General features: G+C 73.0%; 19 protein-coding genes and 1 riboswitch. Of the genes, 3 read left to right on the top strand and 16 right to left on the bottom strand.

Annotation, left to right across the window (positions count from 1 at the left end):
* Positions 1-15: 15 nt before the first annotated feature.
* From carB to pyrR, 6 genes are read right to left on the bottom strand one after another with little or no spacing between them, the layout of a single operon-like run.
* Positions 16-3,324, bottom strand: a complete 3,309-nt coding sequence (gene carB / locus ACFWJ4_RS12840; RefSeq protein WP_380542695.1) for a carbamoyl-phosphate synthase large subunit — start codon at positions 3,322-3,324, stop codon at positions 16-18.
* A complete protein-coding gene (carA, locus tag ACFWJ4_RS12835; protein ID WP_380542692.1) occupies positions 3,317-4,474 on the bottom strand; it encodes a glutamine-hydrolyzing carbamoyl-phosphate synthase small subunit in 1,158 nt (385 codons plus the stop codon). Before carA ends, carB begins: the two co-directional genes overlap by 8 nt.
* Positions 4,471-5,034, bottom strand: coding sequence for a hypothetical protein (locus tag ACFWJ4_RS12830; RefSeq protein WP_359897426.1), 564 nt, complete (start codon positions 5,032-5,034; stop codon positions 4,471-4,473). Before ACFWJ4_RS12830 ends, carA begins: the two co-directional genes overlap by 4 nt.
* The gene (locus ACFWJ4_RS12825) at positions 5,034-6,338 is read right to left on the bottom strand and encodes a dihydroorotase (protein ID WP_380542689.1); all 1,305 of its coding nucleotides are present in this window, start codon (positions 6,336-6,338) and stop codon (positions 5,034-5,036) included. The genes ACFWJ4_RS12830 and ACFWJ4_RS12825 overlap by 1 nt, the downstream gene beginning before the upstream one ends.
* Complete coding sequence (locus ACFWJ4_RS12820) at positions 6,335-7,312, bottom strand: aspartate carbamoyltransferase catalytic subunit (RefSeq protein WP_359897430.1); 978 nt, start codon at positions 7,310-7,312, stop codon at positions 6,335-6,337. Before ACFWJ4_RS12820 ends, ACFWJ4_RS12825 begins: the two co-directional genes overlap by 4 nt.
* A gap of 5 nt (positions 7,313-7,317) precedes the next feature.
* Complete coding sequence (gene pyrR, locus ACFWJ4_RS12815) at positions 7,318-7,941, bottom strand: bifunctional pyr operon transcriptional regulator/uracil phosphoribosyltransferase PyrR (RefSeq protein WP_359897432.1); 624 nt, start codon at positions 7,939-7,941, stop codon at positions 7,318-7,320.
* 330 nt (positions 7,942-8,271) lie between these two features.
* Here pyrR and ACFWJ4_RS12810 point away from each other — a divergent pair, with 330 nt between their 5' ends.
* Entirely contained in the window at positions 8,272-8,775 is a 504-nt protein-coding gene (locus ACFWJ4_RS12810; protein WP_030056198.1) for a transcriptional regulator, read from the top strand.
* 153 nt (positions 8,776-8,928) lie between these two features.
* On the opposite strand, the gene ACFWJ4_RS12805 is transcribed toward ACFWJ4_RS12810, so the two are convergent.
* The 6 genes from ACFWJ4_RS12805 to ACFWJ4_RS12780 form a co-directional block, all read right to left on the bottom strand.
* On the bottom strand, positions 8,929-9,846 hold the full coding sequence (locus ACFWJ4_RS12805; RefSeq protein WP_380542686.1) for a hypothetical protein: 918 nt from the start codon (positions 9,844-9,846) through the stop codon (positions 8,929-8,931).
* A gap of 133 nt (positions 9,847-9,979) precedes the next feature.
* Positions 9,980-10,804, bottom strand: a complete 825-nt coding sequence (locus ACFWJ4_RS12800; RefSeq protein ID WP_380542683.1) for a thioesterase family protein — start codon at positions 10,802-10,804, stop codon at positions 9,980-9,982.
* Positions 10,805-10,946: 142 nt separating this feature from the next.
* Positions 10,947-11,384 (bottom strand): transcription antitermination factor NusB, encoded by a 438-nt coding sequence (nusB, locus tag ACFWJ4_RS12795; RefSeq protein ID WP_359897437.1) that lies wholly within the window; start codon positions 11,382-11,384, stop codon positions 10,947-10,949.
* A 4-nt stretch (positions 11,385-11,388) separates the two neighbouring features.
* Positions 11,389-11,952 carry an elongation factor P gene (gene efp / locus ACFWJ4_RS12790; RefSeq protein WP_359897438.1) on the bottom strand — a complete coding sequence of 188 codons (564 nt, stop codon included), beginning with the start codon at positions 11,950-11,952 and terminating at the stop codon, positions 11,389-11,391.
* A gap of 78 nt (positions 11,953-12,030) precedes the next feature.
* Complete coding sequence (locus ACFWJ4_RS12785) at positions 12,031-13,137, bottom strand: M24 family metallopeptidase (RefSeq protein ID WP_380542680.1); 1,107 nt, start codon at positions 13,135-13,137, stop codon at positions 12,031-12,033.
* A 380-nt stretch (positions 13,138-13,517) separates the two neighbouring features.
* Positions 13,518-14,633: a HoxN/HupN/NixA family nickel/cobalt transporter gene (locus ACFWJ4_RS12780; RefSeq protein WP_359897440.1), complete on the bottom strand. Its 1,116-nt coding sequence runs from the start codon at positions 14,631-14,633 to the stop codon at positions 13,518-13,520.
* A gap of 30 nt (positions 14,634-14,663) precedes the next feature.
* Positions 14,664-14,877, bottom strand: a riboswitch (cobalamin riboswitch).
* An 82-nt stretch (positions 14,878-14,959) separates the two neighbouring features.
* Here ACFWJ4_RS12780 and ACFWJ4_RS12775 point away from each other — a divergent pair.
* Together ACFWJ4_RS12775 and ACFWJ4_RS12770 are read left to right on the top strand one after the other, a co-directional pair.
* A complete protein-coding gene (locus ACFWJ4_RS12775; RefSeq protein WP_359897441.1) occupies positions 14,960-15,343 on the top strand; it encodes a metalloregulator ArsR/SmtB family transcription factor in 384 nt (127 codons plus the stop codon).
* Positions 15,344-15,401: 58 nt separating this feature from the next.
* Positions 15,402-17,075 carry a hypothetical protein gene (locus tag ACFWJ4_RS12770; RefSeq protein ID WP_380542677.1) on the top strand — a complete coding sequence of 558 codons (1,674 nt, stop codon included), beginning with the start codon at positions 15,402-15,404 and terminating at the stop codon, positions 17,073-17,075.
* A gap of 8 nt (positions 17,076-17,083) precedes the next feature.
* Here ACFWJ4_RS12770 and ACFWJ4_RS12765 read toward each other — a convergent pair whose 3' ends face one another.
* The 4 genes from ACFWJ4_RS12765 to ACFWJ4_RS12750 form a co-directional block, all read right to left on the bottom strand.
* Positions 17,084-19,090: an AAA family ATPase gene (locus ACFWJ4_RS12765; RefSeq protein WP_380542674.1), complete on the bottom strand. Its 2,007-nt coding sequence runs from the start codon at positions 19,088-19,090 to the stop codon at positions 17,084-17,086.
* A 70-nt stretch (positions 19,091-19,160) separates the two neighbouring features.
* A complete protein-coding gene (locus ACFWJ4_RS12760) occupies positions 19,161-19,487 on the bottom strand; it encodes a putative quinol monooxygenase (RefSeq protein WP_359897444.1) in 327 nt (108 codons plus the stop codon).
* A 137-nt stretch (positions 19,488-19,624) separates the two neighbouring features.
* Positions 19,625-20,434, bottom strand: coding sequence for an Fpg/Nei family DNA glycosylase (locus tag ACFWJ4_RS12755; protein ID WP_380542671.1), 810 nt, complete (start codon positions 20,432-20,434; stop codon positions 19,625-19,627).
* A gap of 124 nt (positions 20,435-20,558) precedes the next feature.
* Positions 20,559-21,218, bottom strand: coding sequence for an AAA family ATPase (locus ACFWJ4_RS12750; RefSeq protein ID WP_380542668.1), 660 nt, complete (start codon positions 21,216-21,218; stop codon positions 20,559-20,561).
* Positions 21,219-21,567 lie beyond the last annotated feature (349 nt).

The following is a 21,567-nucleotide window of genomic DNA, read 5'->3' as shown; positions in this document are numbered from 1 at the left end:
CCCACTGCGGTGGTGCTACTTGCGGCCGGCGTTGATCAGCTCGGCGTGCTCCTGGAGCGACATCACCCCGACCTCGTCGCGCAGCAGCGCGTCCATGCCCTGCACGGCCGCGCCCATCGCCTGGACGGTGGTCAGGCAGGGCACCGCGCGGGCCACGGCCGCGGTGCGGATCTCGTAGCCGTCGAGGCGGCCGCCGGTGCCGTACGGCGTGTTGATGATGAGGTCGACCTCACCGTCGTGGATCAGCTGGACGATGGTCCGCTCGCCGTTCGGGCCCTCGCCCTCGCTGTGCTTGCGCACCAGCGTGGACGGGATGCCGCCGCGCTGGAGCACCTCGGCGGTGCCGGCGGTGGCGAGCACCTCGAAGCCGAGGTTGACCAGCGCGCGGGCCGGGAAGACCAGGTTGCGCTTGTCCCGGTTGGCCACCGAGACGAAGACCTTGCCCTTGGTCGGCAGCGCGCCGTACGCACCGGACTGCGCCTTCGCGTAGGCGGTGCCGAACACCTTGTCGATGCCCATGACCTCACCGGTCGAGCGCATCTCCGGGCCGAGCACCGTGTCCACCCCGCGGCCGTGGATGTCGCGGAAGCGGCTCCACGGCATCACGGCCTCCTTGACCGCGATCGGCGCGTCGGCGGGCAGCGTGCCGCCGTCGCCCTCGGCCGGGAGCAGGCCCTCGGCGCGCAGCTCGGCGATGGTGGCGCCGAGCGAGATCCGGGCGGCGGCCTTGGCCAGCGGCACGGCGGTCGCCTTGGAGGTGAACGGGACGGTGCGGGAGGCGCGCGGGTTGGCCTCCAGCACGTAGAGGATGTCGCCGGAGAGGGCGAACTGGATGTTGATCAGACCGCGGACGCCGACACCGCGCGCGATGGCCTCGGTGGAGGTGCGCAGGCGCTTGATGTCGTGGCCGCCGAGGGTGATCGGGGGCAGCGCGCAGGCGGAGTCGCCGGAGTGGATGCCGGCCTCCTCGATGTGCTCCATGACGCCGCCGAGGTAGAGCTCGGTGCCGTCGTAGAGCGCGTCGACGTCGATCTCCACCGCGTCGTCGAGGAAGCGGTCGATGAGCACCGGGTGCTCGGAGATCAGGCCGGCGTGGCGCTCCAGGTAGGAGGCGAGCGAGGCCTCGTCGTAGACGATCTCCATGCCACGGCCGCCGAGCACGTAGGACGGGCGGGCGAGCACGGGGTAGCCGATCTCGTCGGCGATCGCCTTGGCCTCCTCGAAGGAGAAGGCGGTGCCGTGCTTGGGGGCCGGCAGGCCGGCGTCGCGCAGGACGCGGCCGAAGGCGCCGCGCTCCTCGGCGAGGTCGATCGCCTCGGGCTGGGTGCCGACGATCGGCACGCCGTTGTCCTTGAGCGCCTGGGCCAGGCCCAGCGGGGTCTGGCCGCCGAGCTGGACGATCACACCGGCGAGCGGGCCGGCCTGCTGCTCGGCGTGGACGATCTCCAGCACGTCCTCCAGGGTGAGCGGCTCGAAGTAGAGCCGGTCGGAGGTGTCGTAGTCGGTGGAGACGGTCTCCGGGTTGCAGTTGACCATGACGGTCTCGTACCCGGCCTCGGCGAGCGCGAAGGAGGCGTGCACGCAGGAGTAGTCGAACTCGATGCCCTGGCCGATGCGGTTCGGGCCGGAGCCCAGGATGATCACGGCGGGCTTGGTGCGCGGGGCGACCTCGTTCTCCTCGTCGTAGGACGAGTAGAAGTACGGGGTCTTGGCGGCGAACTCGGCGGCGCAGGTGTCGACGGTCTTGAACACCGGGCGGATGCCGAGGGCGTGGCGCACCTCGCGGACCACGTCCGGCTTCAGGCCGCGGATCTCGCCGATCTGCTGGTCGGAGAAGCCGTGCCGCTTGGCGTGGCGCAGCAGGTCGGGGGTGAGCTCGGCGGCCTCGGCCAGCTCGCCGGCGATCTCGTCCAGCAGGAAGAGCTGGTCGACGAACCACGGGTCGATCTTGGTGTACTCGAAGACCTCCTCCGGGGTGGCGCCGGCCCGGACGGCGTCCATCACGGTGTTGATCCGGCCGTCGGTCGGCACGACCGCCTTGGCCAGCAGCTCCGCCTTGTCGCCGACGGGGCCGGTCCAGGAGAACTGGGAGCCCTTCTTCTCCAGCGAGCGCAGCGCCTTCTGCAGCGCCTCGGGGAAGTTGCGGCCCATGGCCATGGCCTCGCCGACGGACTTCATGGTGGTGGTCAGGGTGGCGTCGGCGCTCGGGAACTTCTCGAACGCGAACCGCGGCACCTTGACGACGACGTAGTCGAGGGTCGGCTCGAAGGAGGCCGGGGTCTGCTCGGTGATGTCGTTGGGGATCTCGTCCAGGGTGTAGCCGACGGCCAGCTTGGCGGCGATCTTGGCGATCGGGAAGCCGGTGGCCTTGGAGGCGAGCGCCGAGGAGCGGGAGACCCGCGGGTTCATCTCGATGACGATGACCCGGCCGTCCTCGGGGTTGACCGCGAACTGGATGTTGCAGCCGCCGGTGTCGACGCCGACCTCGCGGATGACGGCGATGCCGATGTCGCGCAGGATCTGGTACTCGCGGTCGGTGAGGGTCATCGCCGGGGCGACGGTGATCGAGTCACCGGTGTGCACGCCCATCGGGTCGAAGTTCTCGATGGAGCAGACGACCACGACGTTGTCGTTCTTGTCGCGCATCAGCTCCAGCTCGTACTCCTTCCAGCCGAGGATGGACTCCTCCAGGAGCACCTCGGTGGTCGGCGAGAGGGTCAGGCCCTGGCCGGCGATGCGGCGCAGGTCCTCCTCGTTGTGGGCGAAGCCGGAGCCGGCGCCGCCCATGGTGAAGGAGGGGCGCACGACGACCGGGTAGCCGCCGAGCGTGTCGACGCCGGCCAGCACCTCGTCCATGGTGTGGCAGATGACCGAGCGGGCGGACTCGCCGTGGCCGATCTTGGCGTTGACGGCCTCGACGACGCCCTTGAAGAGCTCGCGGTCCTCGCCCTTGTTGATCGCCTCGACGTCGGCGCCGATCAGCTCGACGCCGTACTTCTCCAGCGTGCCCGCCGCGTGCAGCGAGATCGCGGTGTTGAGCGCGGTCTGGCCGCCCAGGGTCGGCAGCAGCGCGTCGGGGCGCTCCTTGGCGATGATCTTCTCGACGAACTCCGGGGTGATCGGCTCGACGTAGGTGGCGTCGGCGATCTCCGGGTCGGTCATGATCGTGGCCGGGTTGGAGTTGACCAGCACGACCCGCAGGCCCTCGGCCTTGAGGACCCGGCAGGCCTGCGTACCCGAGTAGTCGAACTCGGCGGCCTGGCCGATCACGATCGGGCCGGAGCCGATCACCAGGACGGACTTGATGTCACTGCGCTTAGGCACGCTGGCCCTCCATGAGCTTCACGAAGCGGTCGAACAGGTAGGCGGCGTCGTGCGGACCGGCGGCCGCTTCGGGGTGGTACTGCACGCTGAAGGCGGGGACGTCGAGTGCCTGCAGGCCCTCGACCACGTCGTCGTTGAGGCAGACGTGGGAGACCTCGACCCGCCCGTAGGGGGTGTCGCTCACCTTGTCCAGCGGGGCGTTCACGGCGAAGCCGTGGTTGTGGGCGGTCACCTCGACCTTGCCGGTGGTGCGGTCCTGCACCGGCTGGTTGATGCCGCGGTGGCCGTACTTGAGCTTGTAGGTGCCGAAGCCCAGGGCGCGGCCGAGGATCTGGTTGCCGAAGCAGATCCCGAAGAACGGGGTCCTGCGCTCCAGCACGCCCTGCGCGACGGCGACCTGGTGGTCGGCGGTGGCCGGGTCGCCCGGGCCGTTGGAGAAGAAGACGCCGTCCGGGTTGACGGCGTAGACGTCCTCCAGGGTGGAGTTGGCCGGCAGCACGTGCACCTCGATGCCGCGCTCGGCCATCCGCTGCGGGGTCATCGCCTTGATGCCGAGGTCCAGCGCGGCGACGGTGAAGCGCTTCTCACCGATCGCGGGCACCACGTACGGCTCGGTGGTGGCGACCTCGGCGCACAGGTCGGCGCCCTTCATCTCGGGCGACTGCTGCACCCGGGCGAGCAGGGCGGCCGGGTCGGCCAGCGCCTCGCCGGAGAAGATGCCGCAGCGCATCGCGCCGCGCTCGCGCAGGTGGCGGGTCAGCGCGCGGGTGTCGATGCCGCTGATGCCGACGACGCCCTGGTTGACGAGCTCCTCGTCGAGCGGGCGCAGGGAGCGCCAGTTGGAGGCGACCCGGGCGGGGTCGCGCACCACGTAGCCGGCGACCCAGATCTGCTTGGACTCGTCGTCCTCGTCGTTCCAGCCGGTGTTGCCGATCTGCGGGGCGGTCATCACGACCACCTGGCGGTGGTACGACGGGTCGGTGAGGGTCTCCTGGTATCCGGACATGCCGGTGTTGAAGACCGCCTCGCCGAAGGTCTCGCCGATGGCGCCGTAGGCCTGTCCGCGGAAGGTCCGGCCGTCCTCCAGGACGAGCACGGCAGGCACTCGTTCCCGCCGTTGGCGCTGCGTGGTGGGGGCAGGTGCGGTCATTGCGCGGCCTCTTCCGTCTTCGTCTTCGTACGTGTTGCGAGTAGAGCGATCGCCTCGACCCAGGCGGCGTGCTCGTCGGGGTGGTCGGCACGGAAGCCGGAGTCCAGCTCGGTGCCCTCGTGCGCCCAGCTGACGACGAGCAGCCCGGAGGGGACGACCTTGCCGGCGATCCCGGAGTCCGTGCGGGCACCGGTCAGGTGCTCGGCCGGGATCCAGAAGTCGACGTCACCGGGGCGCTGCACCAGCAGGCCGTCCTCGCCGAGGGTGAGGTCGGCGCGGCTGCGGGTGCCCAGGCCGTGGGCGACGACCCGGTCGAGCCAGTTCCCGGCGGTGGTCGTGCCGTGGTACCGACCGCTGGTCTCCAGGATGGTGCGCCCGGCGCGGTCCGGCACGGCCGGCAGCGGCGGGATGCCGGACTGCAGGGTGCGCCGCCAGTTCCAGCCCTGGCGCATCAGCCAGTAGACCAGGCCGATCACGATCAGCAGGCCGATGGACCAGCCGATGTAACCGGGCCAGTCGGTGACCTTCGCCTGCTCCTGGGCGAGCGTGGCGTGGAGCATCACTCCGTGCCGCCCTGCTCGGCGAGCTCCCCGGCCAGCACGGTGGCGCGCCCGCGCAGGAAGGTGGCGTGCACCCGTCCGGGCAGGTCCAGGCCCTTGTAGGGGGTGTTGCGGCTGCGGGTGGCGAAGCTGTCCGGGTTCACGGCTCCACGGTACGCGGGATCGAACAGCACCAGGTTGGCGGGCTCACCCACCGAGATCGGCCGGCCGTGGCCGCTGAGACGGCCGATCCGGGCCGGGCGGTGCGACATCCGGTCCGCGACGGCCTCCCAGTTCAGCAGGCCGGTGTCGACCATGGTCTGCTGCACGACCGACAGCGCGGTCTCCAGGCCGACCATGCCCATCGCGGCCACGGCCCACTCGCAGTCCTTGTCCTCGGCCGGGTGCGGCGCGTGGTCGGTGGCGACGGCGTCGATGGTGCCGTCGGCCAGCGCCTTGCGCAGCGCCTGGACGTCCTCGGCGGTGCGCAGCGGCGGGTTCACCTTGTACACCGGGTCGTAGGTGCGGACCAGCTCGTCGGTGAGCAGCAGGTGGTGCGGGGTCACCTCGGCGGTGACGTCCCAGCCCTTGGACTTGGCCCAGCGGACGATCTCGACCGAGCCGGCGGTGGAGAGGTGGCAGACGTGCAGCCGGGAGCCGACGTGCGCGGCGAGCAGCACGTCGCGGGCGATGATCGACTCCTCGGCGACGGCGGGCCAGCCGCCGAGCCCGAGCTCGCCGGAGACCTGGCCCTCGTTCATCTGGGCGCCCTCGGTCAGCCGCGGCTCCTGGGCGTGCTGGGCGACGACGCCGTCGAAGGCCTTGACGTACTCCAGGGCGCGACGCATCAGCACCGCGTCGTCCACGCACTTGCCGTCGTCGGAGAAGACCCGGACGCCCGCGGCGGACTCGTGCATCGCGCCGAGCTCGGCGAGCTTCTTGCCCTCCAGGCCGACGGTGACGGCGCCGACCGGCTGCACGTCGCAGTAGCCGGACTCCTGGCCGAGCCGCCAGACCTGCTCGACCACGCCGGCGGTGTCGGCCACCGGGGTGGTGTTGGCCATCGCGTGCACGGCGGTGAAGCCGCCCATCGCGGCGGCCCGGGTGCCGGTGAGCACGGTCTCGGCGTCCTCGCGGCCGGGCTCGCGCAGGTGGGTGTGGAGGTCGACCAGGCCGGGCAGGGCGATCAGCCCGGTGGCGTCGATCTCGATGTCCGCCTCGACCGTCAGGCCGGTGCCGATCTCCTGGATCACGCCGTCGGCGAGGTGGAGGTCCTGCGGGGCGCCGCCCAGGATCTTGGCGTTACGGATCAGGTAGCTGGTCACTGGGCGGTCTCCACGGAGTCGGTGCGGGTGGTGTCGGCGAGGGTGGCTCCGCCGAGCAGCAGGTACAGGACGGCCATCCGGACGGAGACGCCGTTGGCGACCTGCTCGATGGCGGTGCAGCGCGGCGAGTCGGCGACCTCGGCGGTGATCTCCATGCCGCGGACCATCGGGCCGGGGTGCATCACGATCGCGTGGTCCGGCAGCTGGGCCATCCGGCGGCCGTTCATGCCGTAGCGGCGGCTGTACTCGCGCTCGGTCGGGAAGAACGCGGCGTTCATCCGCTCGCGCTGCACCCGCAGCATCATCAGCGCGTCCGTCTTGGGCAGCACGGCGTCGAGGTCGTAGCTGATCTCGCAGGGCCAGTTCTCGACCCCGATCGGCAGCAGCGTGGGCGGGGCGACGAAGGTGACCTGCGCGCCGAGGGTGTTCAGCAGGTGGACGTTGGATCGGGCGACCCGGCTGTGCAGGACGTCGCCGACGATGGTCACGTGGCGCCCGGCCAGGTCGTTGCCGCTGCCCGGGTTGAGGTGGCGGCGCATGGTGAAGGCGTCGAGCAGCGCCTGGGTGGGGTGCTCGTGGGTGCCGTCACCGGCGTTGATCACACTGCCGTGCAGCCAGTCGGACTGGGCCAGCCGGGCCGGGGCGCCGGAGGCGTGGTGGCGGATGACCACCGCGTCGGCGCCCATCGCCTGGAGGGTCAGCGCGGTGTCCTTGAGGCTCTCGCCCTTGGAGACCGAGGAGCCCTTGGCGGAGAAGTTGATGACGTCGGCCGAGAGGCGCTTCTCGGCGACCTCGAAGGAGGTCTTCGTCCGGGTGGAGTCCTCGAAGAAGAGGTTGACGACGGTGCGGCCGCGCAGCGTGGGCAGCTTCTTCACGGCCCGGCCGGAGAGCTGGGCCAGCTCCTCGGCGGTGTCCAGGATCAGCAGCGCGTCGTCGCGGCTGAGATCGGCGGCGGAGACGAGGTGGCGCTTCACGCGGGTTACTCCGGGAGGTGCGGTTCGGAAGACTGGGGAGCCAGGGCCTGCGAGCTGCGGGCGGCGAAGTCGCGGTCGCCGACCAGGACGGCGTCCACGCCGTCGCTGTCGGACAGGCGCACCTGAACGGCCTCGCGCAGCGAGGTGGGGAGGTTCTTGCCGACGTAGTCGGCGCGGATCGGCAGCTCGCGGTGGCCGCGGTCGACCAGGACGGCGAGTTGGACGGCGCGCGGGCGGCCGATGTCGTTCAGCGCGTCGAGCGCGGCGCGGATGGTCCGGCCGGAGAAGAGCACGTCGTCGACGAGGATGACGAGCTTGCCGTCGATGCCGCCGGGCGGGATCTCGGTGTGCTCCAGGGCGCGGGCGGGCTTCAGCCGCAGGTCGTCCCGGTACATGGTGATGTCCAGGGTGCCCAGCGGGATCTCGCGCCCGGTGATCTGGGCCAGCCGGCCGTGCAGGCGGCGGGCGAGGTGGACGCCCCTGGTGTGGATGCCGAGCAGCACGACGTCCTCCGCGCCCTTGGCGCGCTCGACGATCTCGTGCGCTATCCGGGTGAGGACCCGGGCGATGTCCGTGCCGTCCAGCACCTGGTGCGGTGCCCGGGGCGTCGGTTCATGGTGTGTGGTCATGCCGAAGCGGACCTCCTTCCCCGCCTCACGGGACGGGTCTTAAAGGATGTCTGGGACTGCCCCCGCCGACCGGGCGTGGGCTTCGGGCCATCCTAGCAGCGCGCCGGATCGCAAACAGACGGCCATCATTCCGCTTCCCGGGGTTAACACTCCGGACGCGCCGACGATGCGGGCCATTCGCACGACTGCCCCATTCGGCTTGACGCAACTACCTTACTCTACGTAACCTCACAGTGAGTTACGAGACGGACGTCGGACCCACCGGTAACGGCGTCGGCAATCGCCCGTGACCCACCACTGAACGCGAAGCAATCTCGTCCGGGGAGATCAATGTCCAGCGACTACGCGAAGCAACTCGGAGGCAAGCTCCGAGCGATCCGCACTCAGCAGGGTCTCTCCCTGCACGGTGTCGAGGAGAAGTCCCAGGGGCGCTGGAAGGCAGTCGTCGTCGGCTCGTACGAGCGCGGTGACCGTGCGGTCACCGTGCAGCGGCTGGCCGAACTGGCGGAGTTCTACGGCGTCCCGGTGCAGGAGCTGCTGCCCGGCGGTACGCCCGGCGGCGCGGCCGAGCCGCCGCCGCGCCTGGTCCTCGACCTGGAGAGACTGACCCAGGTCCCTTCCGAGAAGGCCGGCCCGCTGCAGCGCTACGCGGCGACCATCCAGAGCCAGCGCGGTGACTACAACGGAAAGGTGCTGTCGATCCGTCAGGACGACCTGCGCACCCTGGCCGTCATCTACGACCAGTCGCCGTCGATCCTCACCGAGCAGCTGATCTCCTGGGGCGTGCTGAACCCCGACGCGCGCCGCGCGGTGCGCGAGGAGGACGCGAGCTGAGGCTCGCCGCACCGGCTCCCGCCGGCGGATCCGGGGACGACCCGGCCTGATTTCCGGTCGTACCCGCAAGCAGAAACGTCACGGCGCGGCTCCCCTGACCGGGGGCCGCGCCGCGGTGTCGGGGCCCCGGGAGGGGGCCCCGCGGCGGAGCCGTCAGCAGACCGTTCCCAGGCTGTAGCCGGGCTGCGCCGCCACGCCGTCCAGCCGGACCGGCCGCTCGGCCGGCGCCCACTCCTGCCCGCCGCTCGACCAGGCCCAGGAAGCCTGCAGGTACTCCCCGCAGGAGGCGGCCGAGCCCTGCGAGCCGTGCAGCACCGCGACGCCCGGCAGCTCCAGGGCCAGCCCGGTGCAGAGCACCGCGCAGACCAGCTCCAGGTCCTCGTCGTTGATCCGGACCACGCCGTCCTCCCACTGGAGGACCCGAGCCGCGGCGGTCAGCTTCCCGCCGGGCGCGTCCACCCGCAGGCGCAGCTCGTACACGCCGGCCCCCGCGCCGACCAGCATCCGGCGGAACACCTCGCCCCCGCGCTGGTAGGCGGCGCGCACCCAGGCGGCGTGCTCCTCGTCGGGCGCGCCCGCGCCCCCGTACAGGCCCCCGTCGAGCAGCAGGTCGGCGTGGCAGAGCGTCAGCCCGTTCTCCCGGGCGCGCACCAGGCGGGGCACGAAGTCCCCGGCCAGCTCCTCGCCCTGATAGGCCAGCAGCTGGGTCTGCAGGGCCGGGTTGACCAGGTAGCGGTCGCGGGCGGCGGGCTCGGCCGGGTCCAGCCCGTGCAGCACGCAGAACTCCTCGAAGTCCTGCGGGTGGAACATCCGGGCCCGGACGGTGTCGAACCGCTCCAGCGCCTCGGCCAGCAGCTCGGCGGCGTCGGCCAGGTAGCGCTCGTGGTCGGGGGCGTCGGAGATCCCCCAGGCGCGGGCCCGGGCGAAGTCCGCGGCGTTGGTCAGCACCCCGATGACAAAAGCCTGCTCGGCGCCGCCGGCCCGCTGTGGCCGGTGCGACGCCCGCACCGCGGGCCGCGAGCCGCCGGCGGTGCAGTCGGAGTTACGGCGGGCGCGACCCTTTTGACTCATCGGTGGCTCCTGGCTTCGGGGGTTGACGGTCCGCGGCACGCTCGCCGCTGACCGTCTTCCTCCCCATCCGCGCGCGCCGCACACGTACGGCGTGTCACAGGAATGTAACCACCGGTAATGCGGGGCCGCCGGGTCAGGGGCGGGGCGCCCGGGCCAGCTGGCGGGACTGCGCGACCAGGCGGCCGGACTCGTCCCAGACCTCCGCGTCCTCCTCGAAGTAGCCGCCGGCCAGGTTGCGGGTCGCGTGGGTGACCCGCAGCCAGCCGGGCACGGGCCTGGCGCGCAGGTGGACGGTCAGCTCGATGGTGGGCGCCCAGCCCGGCATGCCGAGGTCGAAGGTGACCGGCGGCAGCGCGTCGGCGACCAGCAGGAGCAGCAGCGGGTCGGGCTCGCGGCCGTCGGCGAGCCGGAACCAGCCCTGGATCCGTCCGTTGCCGGAGGGCTGCCCGAGCGCCCAGCCGATGGTGGCCGGGTCCAGCCGCAGGTCGAACCGCTCCAGCAGGGCGGCCTGGGCGATCAGCTCCTTGGGCGCGTGCTCGACGCCGATGCACTGGTCCGGCGGCGGCAGCTGCGGCGGCCGCGCGCTGGTGCGCACCTCACCGTCGGCGGTGGCGAGGTCGCCGTGGCTGGCCACCACCCGCAGCCGCTCGACGCCGTCCTGGCTGAGCGAGGCGGTGCCGGTGGACAGGCCGCGGCCGGTGCGCAGCACCTCGGTGCGGACGGTGGCCGGGCCGGGGGTGGAGGCGGACAGGTAGTAACCGCTGATCGACACCGGGTCCGGGTGGGTGCCGTGCTCCAGCGACAGCGCGTGTCCGGCCACCGCGAGCAGCAGTCCGCCGTTCACCCCGCCGCCGATCTGCCAGCCGGCGCCGAGCTCGGCGTCGTAGCGGCCGGCCTCCTCGGGGTGCCTGGTCAGGGCGATGCCCTGGTCGAACTCGCTGCGGATCGCGGTGGTCATCTGGGGGGACCTGCCCTTCACGCGTGGTTCCGGACGTCAAGTTACTGACAAGTAGGCCACCACCCTACGCCGACCGGGTGAAACGCGGAACGGCCGCCGGACACCTGTTCGGGTCCGACGGCCGTCCACGACGTCCACCTGTCTACCGGCGGATGCTCGGCTTCAGCTCCAGGAAGCGGGCGAGCATGCCGTTGACGAAGGCCGGGGAGTCGTCCGTGGAGAACTCCTTGGCGATCTCGACGGCCTCGTCCAGGACGACGGCGTCCGGGACGCCGTCCTCCCAGATCAGCTCGTAGGCACCGAGCCGCAGGACGTTGCGGTCCACGATCGGCATCCGGTCGAGCGACCAGCCGACGGAGTACTGCTCGATCAGGTCGTCGATGCGACGAGCGTGCTGGACGTACCCCTCGATGAGCTCCATGGTGTACTCACCGACCTGCGGGGTGCCCTCGTCGGGCCTGGGCTCGCGGGCGCGGGCCACCCAGTCGGCGAGGACCTGCTGCGGGTCGACCCCGCGGTGGTCGGCCTCGAAGAGGATCTGGAAGGCCCTGGTGCGGGCCTTGCTGCGTGCGGCCGACACGGACTTACTTCACCCGGCCGAGGTAGCTGCCGTCGCGGGTGTCGACCTTGACCTTCTCACCCTTGGTGACGAAGAGCGGCACCTGGATCTCGGCGCCGGTCTCCAGGGTGGCCGGCTTGGTGCCACCGGTGGAGCGGTCGCCCTGGACGCCCGGCTCGGTCTCGGCGATGGTCAGCTCGACCGCGGCCGGGAGCTCGATGTAGAGGACCGAGCCCTCGTTCTGCGCGACGAGGGCCTCGAAGCCCTCCAGCAGGTACTTGGCGGCGTCGCCGACGACCGACGGCTCGATGGTCAGCTGGTCGTAGGTGTCCATGTCCATGAACACGAAGTTCTCGCCGTCCTTGTACGAGAACTGCATGCCGCGCTTGTCGACGTTGGCGGTCTCGACCTTGGTGCCCGCGTTGAAGGTCTTGTCGACGACCTTGCCGGTCAGGACCTCCTTGAGCTTGGTACGCACGAAGGCCGGGCCCTTGCCGGGCTTGACGTGCTGGAACTCGACGACGGACCAGAGCTTGCCGCCCTCCAGCTTGAGGACCATGCCGTTCTTGAGATCGTTCGTGGAAGCCACGGGCGCACTAACTCCTGTATAGCTGTCAAGGAACCAAGGGATTGCGTCCTGCCTCCCACGGCCCCCGGGGGGCCGCGGTCACAGGGCGAGGAGCTCCTTGGTGGTGATGGTGAGCAGCTCGGGCCCGCCCTCTTCGAGGGGGCGCACGACGAGCGTGTCCTCGATCCGGACGCCGCCCCTGCCCGGGAGGTGGACCCCCGGACCGACGGTGACCGGCACGCGGCTGTCCAGTTTACCCATGTCCGACGGACCGAGGCGCGGCGCCTCCCGGATCTCCAGCCCGACGCCGTGGCCCACCGGGTGCGGGGAGGCCTCGGTGTGGCCGGCCGCCTCCAGGACCTGCCGCGCGGCCCGGTCGGGCACGCACTGCTCCACGCCCGGTCCGAGCGCCTCCCGCCCGGCCCGCTGGGCCCGGAAGACCAGCCGGTGCAGCTCCACCTGCCAGGGCGCGGGGGCCGCGCCGATCACGAAGGTGCGGGCGGTGGAGACGCCGTAGCCGCGGTACTGGGCGCCCATCACCACGGTCAGGAAGTCGCCCTCCTCCACCCGGCGGTCGGTGGGCTGGTGGGCGGCCTGACCGGAGTGGCTGCCGGTGCCGACCGAGACCGGGAAGGCGGCCCGGTCGGCGCCGTGGTCGATCATCCGGCGCTCCAGCTCCATCGCCAGGTGCCGCTCGGTGCGGCCGACCAGGATCGACTCCAGCAGTTCGCCCAGTGCCTGGTCGGCGATCTCGGCGGCGATCCGCAGGTCGGCGATCTCGTGCTCGTCCTTGACCACCCGCAGCCGCTCGACCGTCTGACCGAGGTCCACCAGCCGGGCCCCCTCGGTCAGACCCCCCACCGCCCGGTGCCGGGTGACGGTCAGGTCGTGCTCCTCCACCGCCAGTCCCGACACCCCGGACCGCGCGGCGACGGCCGCGACGGCCAGCGCGGAGTCCGACCCGGCCGCCACCGGCAGCCGGGTGACGTCCGGGGCGATCAGGTGCTCCCCGGAGTCGTCCGGCGGCAGGTCGTCCGGCAGCGCGAGCAGCGCCCGCTCCCTGGTCAGCAGCAGGCTCGCCCCGCAGGGCGCGCAGCCCGTCAGGTACCGCACGTTCGCCGCGCGGGTGATCAGCGCCGCATCGGCCCCGGCCGCACTGCAGTGCTCCCTCACCCGCTCCCGCCGCCCCGCGTACGCATCCGCCATGCGTCGAGCCTACGAACCCCCGGCCCGAAGCGCCCGCCGAGCACCCCCGGCAGAACCCCCAATACCCCTTGCACGCCCCCCTGCGCGACCGCGGCACCGTCCCCCTCGGACCCGCGCCCCGCCCCCCACGCAGCGTGCCACCGAGGGGCCTCGCACCCCCCGGTGGCCCCTCGGACCTCGACCGGTCGCTACGTTCCGTCACGGATCTGTCACTTCCGGTCCTGTGCGAGTGCGACCCGGTCGGCGGCCGGCGCGTCGACTTCCGCGAGGAGCGCCGACCCGGGGCGCACCCGGCCCCCGGAACGCGAACGGCGCCTCCCCACCGCGGGGAGGCGCCGTTCCGGCGTGCGCGGGCAGGCCGCTGCGCGCGGCCGGGTGGCTCAGGAGCCCTCGGGCGTCCAGCGCTTCTCGACCCCGGCGAGCTTCCAGTACCCGATCGCGATCGCCCAGACGACCACGAACAGCCCGGCGATGGCGTAGCCGACGTTGTCCAGCGAGATGTCGGCGATGAAGCCGGTGACCGGGTCGGTCAGATCGAGCTTCTCGTGCAGCACCCCGACCAGCTCGATGGTGCCGATGACGAAGGCCACCGCGATCGACAGACCGGTGATGGTCAGGTTGTAGTACACCTTCCGCACCGGGTTGGCGAAGGCCCACTGGTACGCGAAGTTCATGAACGTCCCGTCCAGGGTGTCGAACAGGCTCATCCCGGCCGCGAACAGCAGCGGCAGGCAGACGATCGCGTACCAGGGCAGCCCGGAGGCGGCGCCCGAGCCGGCCATCACCATCAGGGTGACCTCGGTCGCGGTGTCGAAGCCCAGCCCCAGCACCATGCCCACCGGGAACATCTGCCCGGGCCGGGTGATCGAACGGGTCGCCCGGTTCAGCACCCGGGCCATGAAGCCGCGCGAGTCGAGGTGCGCCTCCAGCTCCTTCTCGTCGAACTTCCCGGCCCGCATCGAGCGGAACACCCTGAGGATGCCGAGCAGCGCCGCCAGGTTGAGCGCGCCGATCAGGTAGAGGAACACGCCGGAGGTGGTCGTCCCGATCACGCCGAGCCACTTGTGGGTGGCCGACTCGTCGTCCATCAGGGTGTTCGCCAGCTGCGCGCCGCCCGCCACCAGGGCGGCCATCAGCACCACCATCGAGGAGTGCCCGAGGGCGAACCAGAAGCCCACCGAGACCGGCCGCTTGCCGTCCGCCATCAGCTTTCTGGTGGTGTTGTCGATCACCGCGATGTGGTCGGCGTCGAAGGCGTGCCGCATCCCGAGGGTGTACGCGGTGATACCCAGGCCCACCCCGAAGACCTGGGTACCGACCGCGTACTTCTCGGGTGCGACCAGGAAGATCAGCGTGCCGAAGGCCACCACGTGCATGGCCACGATCACCGCCATCAGCCCGGCGGTACGGACGGTGTCCTCGCGCCGCCACTGGAAGCTGGGCAGCGCGGAGGGGGCCGGTTCGGCCCCGGCGGCAACGGTTTCGGGCAGGGTCATCTGCGGATCACGCTCCAGCACCTCGTGGAAAACCTCGTGAGATGCCGTGGCCGGTCTCCTGGCTGACGGGACGCCCGTACCCGCCTTCCCAAGCGCGCGAGGCGCCCAGTGGCTCCATGGGTACGGACGACGTTCCTCCGCGGACGGAGGAACGACCCGATCACAGTGGCGAGGGCCGCTCCGGGCTGGGACCCCTGAGGGTCCGTCACCGGTCTTCCCGAGCACCACGGCGGGGAACACCGTAGGGGTCACGCCCCGACCCGTGCAAGGTTGCGCACCTGCGCAGGTGTCCAGGATCACAGACCGCCGCCTGCGAGAATGTCCGCATGCATCTCGTACCGGCCGACCGCGCGGGCCACCGCACCATCGACGGGCACCGGGTCTGCGAGGCCATCGCCGCGATCGGCGACCCGGCCCACGTCCGGTCCTGGGCCGAGCGGTTCTCCCTGCTCGCCGACCCCGGCCGGCTCGCCCTGCTGCTCGCCCTCCACCGGGCCGGGCCGCTCGCCGTCACCGACCTCGCGGTCGCCACCGGCATGCGCGACCCCGCCGTCTCCCAGGCCCTGCGGCTGCTCCGCACGGCCGGCGTGGTCACCGGCGACCGGGACGGACGCGTGGTGCGCTACCAGCTCGTGGACGAGGCCATGCGCCCCCTCCTCGACGAGTGCGCTGCCGGCGAACACCACGAGCCCACCGCGGCCACGGGCTGACCCACTGGCCCGGCCCCGGAACCGCGCCGCGGCCGGAGCGGATGAGTACGATCATGACGTGCCGTCCCGCCCCCACGCCTGGCCCGCCGACCGGTGGAACACCCGACCGGTCAGGGCCCGCGTGCTGGCGGTCGCCCGCACCCTCACCTCGGCCACCCGGGTCCTGGACGTCCTGACCCTGCTGAACCCGGACGGCATCGAGCGGTACTTCACCGTCAACCCCGGCTCCGCCTTCGCCGACCGCGCCCTGGACGAGTACCTGCACGGCCTGCCCGGCTTCACCGTGCTGGACTGGGAGGACGCCGTCAGCCGCCGCTTCGACCTGGCCGTCGCCTGCGCCGTCCACTCCTCCATGCACCGGCTGGACGCCCGCCTCGTCGTCCTCCCGCACGGCGTCGGCTACAACCGGCTGGTCACCGAGTCCACCGGCGACACGGTCACCGCCGCCGGTCTGTCCCGCAACGAACTCACCCACCGCGGACGGGTGTTCGTGGACGTCCTCGGCCTCTCCCACCCCGAGCAGCTGGACCGGCTGCGGGACTCCTGCCCCGAGGCGCTGGACGTCGCCCGGGTGGTCGGCGACCCCTGCTTCGACCGGATGCTCGGCAGCCGGCGCTCCCGCGACGGCTACCGCGCCGCGCTCGGTGCCACCGGCGGCCGACGGCTCGTCGTCGTCAGCTCCACCTGGAGCGAGCACTCCTTGTTCGGCCGCCGCCCGGACCTCCCCCGGCGGCTGGTCCGCCGGCTCCCCGCCGACGAGTACACGGTGGCCGTCGTCCTGCACCCCAACGTGTGGAGCCGCCACGACCCCGAAGCGCTGCTCGACGACGCCCGCCGGATGGGCCTGCGCCTGATCCCGCCCCACCAGGGCTGGCAGGCCGCGCTCGTCGCCGCCGACTGCGTGATCGGCGACCACGGATCGGTCACCGTCTACGGCGCCGCCCTGAACCACCGCACCCTGCTCGTCGCCACCGGCGCCGCCGAACTCGACCCCCGCTCCCCCGGCTACGCCTTCGGCCAGGCAGCGCCCGTCCTCGACCCGGACGGGGACCTCGCCGCCCAGGTCGAACAGGCCCTCGCCCGGGACCCGGCCGACCTGAGCGCGATCACCGACCGCTCGCTCGCCCACCCCGGCGAATCCGCCCGGCTGCTGCGCCCGCTGCTGCACTCCTTCCTGGCCGGGCTGGACGAGCCCGCGGACGAACCGGCCCTGCCGCCCTACCCCAGGCCGGCCCCGTGCCCCGGCACCGTCGACCGGCCCACCGCGTACGACGTCGAGGGCCGGAGCGAGGGCACCGAGGTCAGCCTGCGGCGCTACCCCTTCGACCCGCACGACCACGCCCCGCGCGGCTTCCACGCCCTCACCGACGAGCACCCGGGCGACGCCCTGCGCTACACCGCCGAGGTCCTGGCCCGCACCGAGGTGCACGCCGAACGCCCCGCCGGCCGCTGGCTCGCCGACTCCGCCGCCGAACTCCCCGGCCTCGCCGTCGCGGTGGCCGCCCTCGGCCCGGCCCGCCACCTGCTCCGACTGCGCGCCGGCCTGCTGCTGGAGGCCCGCGCCGAACCGGACTGGACCTGCCCCGACCCCGCCGTCGACCCGCTGCTGCTCGGCTCCGCCGTGGCCTGCTGGCTCGCCGACGGCGGCGACCCGGCCGGCCTCCCCCGGCACGGCCTCACCGTCCGCACCGGCGAGCACCGCACCCGGGTGTCCTTCCGCACCGGCCCCTGAGAAGGGCGCTACTGCGGCAGCTCCCGCAGCCGCGCCCGGCTGCGCTCCGCGAGCTCCACGTCGTCCAGCTCCTCGGCGAGGGCGAGCAGCAGGGTGTGGGCCTGCGCCTCCTTCGCGTACTGGCCGCGCTCCTCGGCCCGCCGGGCGCAGTCGCCCGCGTGGGCGGCGGCGAGCTCCGGCTGCCCGAGCGCCCGGTGGGCCCGGGCGCGGACCAGCGGCAGCTTCATCAGCATGTCCTCGTCCCGCGTCCGCTCGGCCCGCGCGGTGGCCTCGGCCAGCCGGGCCAGCGCCTCCTGCGCGCGGCCGTCGGCGATCAGCGCCTGCGCCAGGTTGTAGCTCTGGACGATCTCGCCGTGCTCGTCGCCCCGGTTCGCCGCCAGAGCCAGCGTGAACCGCCGCACCGCGTCGCCCGGGCGGCCGTCGGCCAGGCAGAGCAGACCGTCCGTCTCGTGGAGCACGCCCACCACCCGACGGTCGGTCACCAGCGGGACCTGCTCCGCGGCGAGCGCCAACTGCTCGGCGGCGAGCCGGTATTCCTTGCGGTCGAAGTGGGCCCGGGCGAGCTGGTTGCGCATCCGGACCACGGCGGCCGGCTGGTTGTCCCACTGGGCCGACTCGATGCCGAGCCGGTGGGTGGCGATCCAGTCCTGGTAGAGCCTGCGGTCGTGGTACAGCAGCCAGAGCGACTCGCACAGCCGCCACACCTCGCCGTGCCACCCCTGCCGGGCCGCCTCCTCCACCACCGCGCGGAAGTTGGCCCGTTCCGCGTACAGCCACTCCAGGGCCGCGGTGTCGGAGGCGAAGCGGGGCAGGTCGTCGCCGCTCGGGTCCTGCAGGCGCAGCCTGCTCCCGGCCATCGCACGGTCGGCGACCGAGGCCCGGCCCCGGTAGTACGCCACGACGGCGGCGAGGAGTTCCCCGCGGCCGGCCAGTTCCCGGGTCCGGCCGTAGGCGTGCAGCCGCACCACGTCGTGGGCCCGGAAGCGGTCCTCGCGGTCGCCGTCCACCACCTCGTCCAGCACGTGGACGCCCCGTAGCTCCCCGATCGCCTGCCCGGCCCGCTCGACGCCGACCGCACGCGCCAGTTCGGCGGAGACGAAGGGGCCGGGGTGCACGCCGATCAGGTGGTAGAGCGCCCGGCCCGGCGCCGACAGCCGCTCGTAGACCAGGTCGTAGGTCGCGCCGAGATCGCTCTCCTCGTCCTCCAGTATCGCCAACCTGCCCTCCCGGTCGTGCAGTTCGGCCACCACCCGGCCGACCGGCAGATGGTCCCGGTCCAGCAGCTGGCTCCCGACCGCGTTCAGCGCGAGCGGCAGCCCGCCGCACAGCTCGACCAGTTCCGCCAGTTCCCCGTCGGTGCCCCGCCCCGGGCCCACCCAGCCGCGCACCAGCTCGGCGCCCGCCCTCGCGCTCAGCGGGCCGAGCCGGCGCACCACGGCGCCGTCCGTCCGCAGCGCGGGCAGCCGCCGCCGGCTCGCGACCACCACCAGCCCGCAGGCCGGGAGCAGCGCACGGACCTCCGCGGCGTGCTCGACGTTGTCCAGGAAGAACAGGCACCGGCGCTCGGCGGTGGCAGTGCGGAACGCCGTGAACCGCTCGGCCTCCGCGGCCGGGGGCTCGGTGCCGAGGGCGCGCAGGAATCCGGCCAGCAGCTCGGGGAGGTCGACCCCGCCCTGGTGCCGGTAGGCCTTCAGGTCGGCGTAGAGGTCCCCGCCCGGGAAGTGCTCCCGGTGCTCCTCGGTGAACCTGGCGATCAGCTCGGTCTTCCCGACCCCGCCGAGGCCGGTGAACACCACGACCCCGAGTCCGCCCTCCACGACCCGGCCCAAGGCCTCGGTCAGCGCGGCGAGTTCCGGCTCCCGGTTGACGAACGGGCCGTGCGGGGGCCGGATCTGATGCGGCCTCGGCACTGCCCGCGGCTGGTGCAGGTGCAGCGCCCCGATGCTCCCGGCCTGCACCACGTGGCCGCCCACCGTGGCCCCCGACACGGTGTTGGCCACCTCGTGCCGCTCCATCCGCCTGCTCCCTCCGGCCGGTCGGCCCCAGCCTACGGGCTGGGCACCCGGCCGGAGGGGCACTCGGACGTCACCGGGGGGTGATCTCGCCCATCTCCGCCCAGCCGTCCAGGCCGGGGATCTCGGTCGAGACGATCCGCGGCTTGGCCGCCACCGCGTACGACAGCTCCTCCATGGCCTTGGCGAAGTGCGCGGACTCCACGTGCTCCTTGCCCGCGTCGCCGTCGCGGAACGCCTCGACCAGAACGAACTCGTTGGGGTCGTCGACGCTGCGGGACCACTCGAAGAAGAGGTTGCCGGGCTCCTGGCGGGTGGCCCGGGTGAACTCGTCGACCAGGCCCAGCCACTCGTCGGCGCGCTCGGGGCGGACCGGGAACTTGACCGTGATGAAGATCATGGGACTTCCTTTCGCTCCACGTTCACACGTGGCCGTGCGGACAGGGGCGCGCGGCTCGGCGCGCTCGACGTCCATCGTCGCAGCTCAGAAGGGCTGTCCACGACACGGGGGCAGCACGCGTCACGACCGGGCGCCCGTCACGCCGACTGGCAGCCCGGGCACCAGAAGAGGTTGCGGGCGGCGTGCTCCTCCGTCCGCACGTCGGTGCCGCAGACCAGGCAGGGCATGGCGGCCCGCCGGTAGACGTACACCTCGCCGCCGTGGTCGTCCACCCGGGGCGGGCGGCCCATCGCCTCGGGGGTGTGCTCCGGACGGACGGTGTCGATCCGGCCGGCGGTGACGCCCTCGCGCATCAGGGCGACCAGGTCGGCCCAGACCGCGTCCCACTCCCGGCGGGTGAGGTCGCGCCCGGCCCGGTGCGGGTCGATGCCGTGGCGGAACAGCACCTCGGCCCGGTAGACGTTGCCCACCCCGGCCAGCACCTTCTGGTCCATCAGCAGTGCCGCGACGGTCGTCCGGCTGCCCGATATCCGGCGCCAGGCGGCCTCCGGGTCGGCGTCGGCGCGCAGCGGGTCCGGGCCCAGCCGGGCGGCGACGGCGGCCTTCTGGCCCTCGGTGACGAGCGCGCAGGTGTTGGGGCCGCGCAGGTCGGCGTAACCGTCCTCGTTCTCCAGCCGCAGCCGGATCAGCCCGACCGGCTCGGGCGCCGGGCCGGTGCCGAAGGTGAAGCCGCCGTAGAGGCCGAGGTGGACGTGCACCCAGGCGCCCTCCTCGAAGCCGAGGAAGAGGTGCTTGCCGGTGGCCTCCGCGCCGGTGAGCAGCTGCCCGTCGATCACCTTGGCCTCGTCGGCGAACCGGCCCTGCGGGCTGGAGACCCGCACCGGGCGGTCGCCGAAGGCCTTCCGGTTCTCGGTGGCGAGGCGGTGGATGATGTGGCCTTCGGGCACGGGCGTCGGCTCCTCCGGGCGCGGCGACATGACCCGTCCATCATCGCAGCCGGCTCCGACAGCTCCGCGACGCCGCAGGCCGGCGGGCCGGGAAGGGCGCTGCTCCGCGGACCGGGGCGGCGGTTCAGCGGACCGGGATGCCCATCAGCCGGGCCAGGATGACGCGGTCCAGCTCGGCGGCCGTCCCGGCGACGTCCAGGGAGGAGTTGTCGATGATCGGCAGCCCGGAGTTGTACCAGCCGGCCATCCGCCCGTGGATGCGGGCGACCTCCTCGTCCCCGAGGCGGCGGTTGCCGCTGCGCCGGGCGTTGCGGTGCAGGACGGAGTCCAGGCTGGGCAGCAGGACGACCGGGATCATGCCGGGGCCGATGTGCCGCTTCCAGCCACCGAGGCCGATCGCCGGACGGTCCGGGAAGACGGCGTCGTCGATGATGCAGGAGATGCCGTTGGCCAGGTAGTTGCGGCAGGCGAAGCCGCAGGTGCGGCGGGCCAGCCGGTACTGCGCCTCGGAGGCGTTGTTCCAGCCCGACTGCGGGTTCGCGAAGCCGGACTGCACCCACTCGCGGACGTCGTCCAGGCTGATGTGCGCGGTCGGGGTGGGCCGCCGCTCGGCCCAGTGGCGGGCGACGGTGGTCTTGCCGGCCCCGGCCGGTCCGATCAGCAGGACGGCGATCGGCCCGGTGGCCGCGTGCTGCCGCGGCGGGTGGGTGGGCAGTTGGACGGGCGCGCCGGAGGGCAGCACGAAGTGCCCGGTGCCGCCGGCGGGCACCGGGGCGCTCGGCACGGGTGCGGCCGCGGGGGCCGGAGCGGAACGGGCGACGGGCCCGGGAGCGGCGGGGGCCGCGGGCGCCGGCCGGACCGGCGGGGACGGAGGGGCGAGCGGCGCCCCCGACGACGTCCCCCGTGTCCCGCCCCCCGGCGGCACCGGTGGAGCGACGGGACGCGGCGGGACCTGCCCACCTCCGGCGTACTGCGTCACGGCACCTCCCGACACCTCTCAGCGGGGACACTACACGGCGGCCCGGCGGCGGGCACACAACGCCCCCCGGCCCCCCCCCCGAACCACAACCGGGGGGGGGCCGCGCCGCCCCCGCGCGCCCCGCCCCCTCCTATGATGCGAGCCCCGAACCCGC

It is taken from the genome of Kitasatospora sp. NPDC127067 (assembly GCF_042724755.1).
GTDB classification, from domain to species: Bacteria; Actinomycetota; Actinomycetes; order Streptomycetales; family Streptomycetaceae; genus Kitasatospora; species Kitasatospora lactacystinica.
This window is presented reverse-complemented; position numbering and strand designations above follow the sequence as displayed.

What these genes read in the sequence shown, in the direction of transcription:
- ACFWJ4_RS12810 (WP_030056198.1), top strand. Translation starts at nt 8,272, where the DNA reads ATGTCCAGCGACTACGCGAAGCAACTCGGAGGCAAGCTCCGAGCGATC.
- ACFWJ4_RS12780 (WP_359897440.1), bottom strand. Translation starts at nt 14,633, where the DNA reads ATGACCCTGCCCGAAACCGTTGCCGCCGGGGCCGAACCGGCCCCCTCC.
- ACFWJ4_RS12775 (WP_359897441.1), top strand. Translation starts at nt 14,960, where the DNA reads ATGCATCTCGTACCGGCCGACCGCGCGGGCCACCGCACCATCGACGGG.
- ACFWJ4_RS12830 (WP_359897426.1), bottom strand. Translation starts at nt 5,034, where the DNA reads ATGCTCCACGCCACGCTCGCCCAGGAGCAGGCGAAGGTCACCGACTGG.
- ACFWJ4_RS12805 (WP_380542686.1), bottom strand. Translation starts at nt 9,846, where the DNA reads ATGAGTCAAAAGGGTCGCGCCCGCCGTAACTCCGACTGCACCGCCGGC.
- ACFWJ4_RS12785 (WP_380542680.1), bottom strand. Translation starts at nt 13,137, where the DNA reads ATGGCGGATGCGTACGCGGGGCGGCGGGAGCGGGTGAGGGAGCACTGC.
- pyrR (WP_359897432.1), bottom strand. Translation starts at nt 7,941, where the DNA reads ATGACCACACACCATGAACCGACGCCCCGGGCACCGCACCAGGTGCTG.
- ACFWJ4_RS12765 (WP_380542674.1), bottom strand. Translation starts at nt 19,090, where the DNA reads ATGGAGCGGCACGAGGTGGCCAACACCGTGTCGGGGGCCACGGTGGGC.
- carA (WP_380542692.1), bottom strand. Translation starts at nt 4,474, where the DNA reads ATGACCGCACCTGCCCCCACCACGCAGCGCCAACGGCGGGAACGAGTG.
- ACFWJ4_RS12800 (WP_380542683.1), bottom strand. Translation starts at nt 10,804, where the DNA reads ATGACCACCGCGATCCGCAGCGAGTTCGACCAGGGCATCGCCCTGACC.
- ACFWJ4_RS12760 (WP_359897444.1), bottom strand. Translation starts at nt 19,487, where the DNA reads ATGATCTTCATCACGGTCAAGTTCCCGGTCCGCCCCGAGCGCGCCGAC.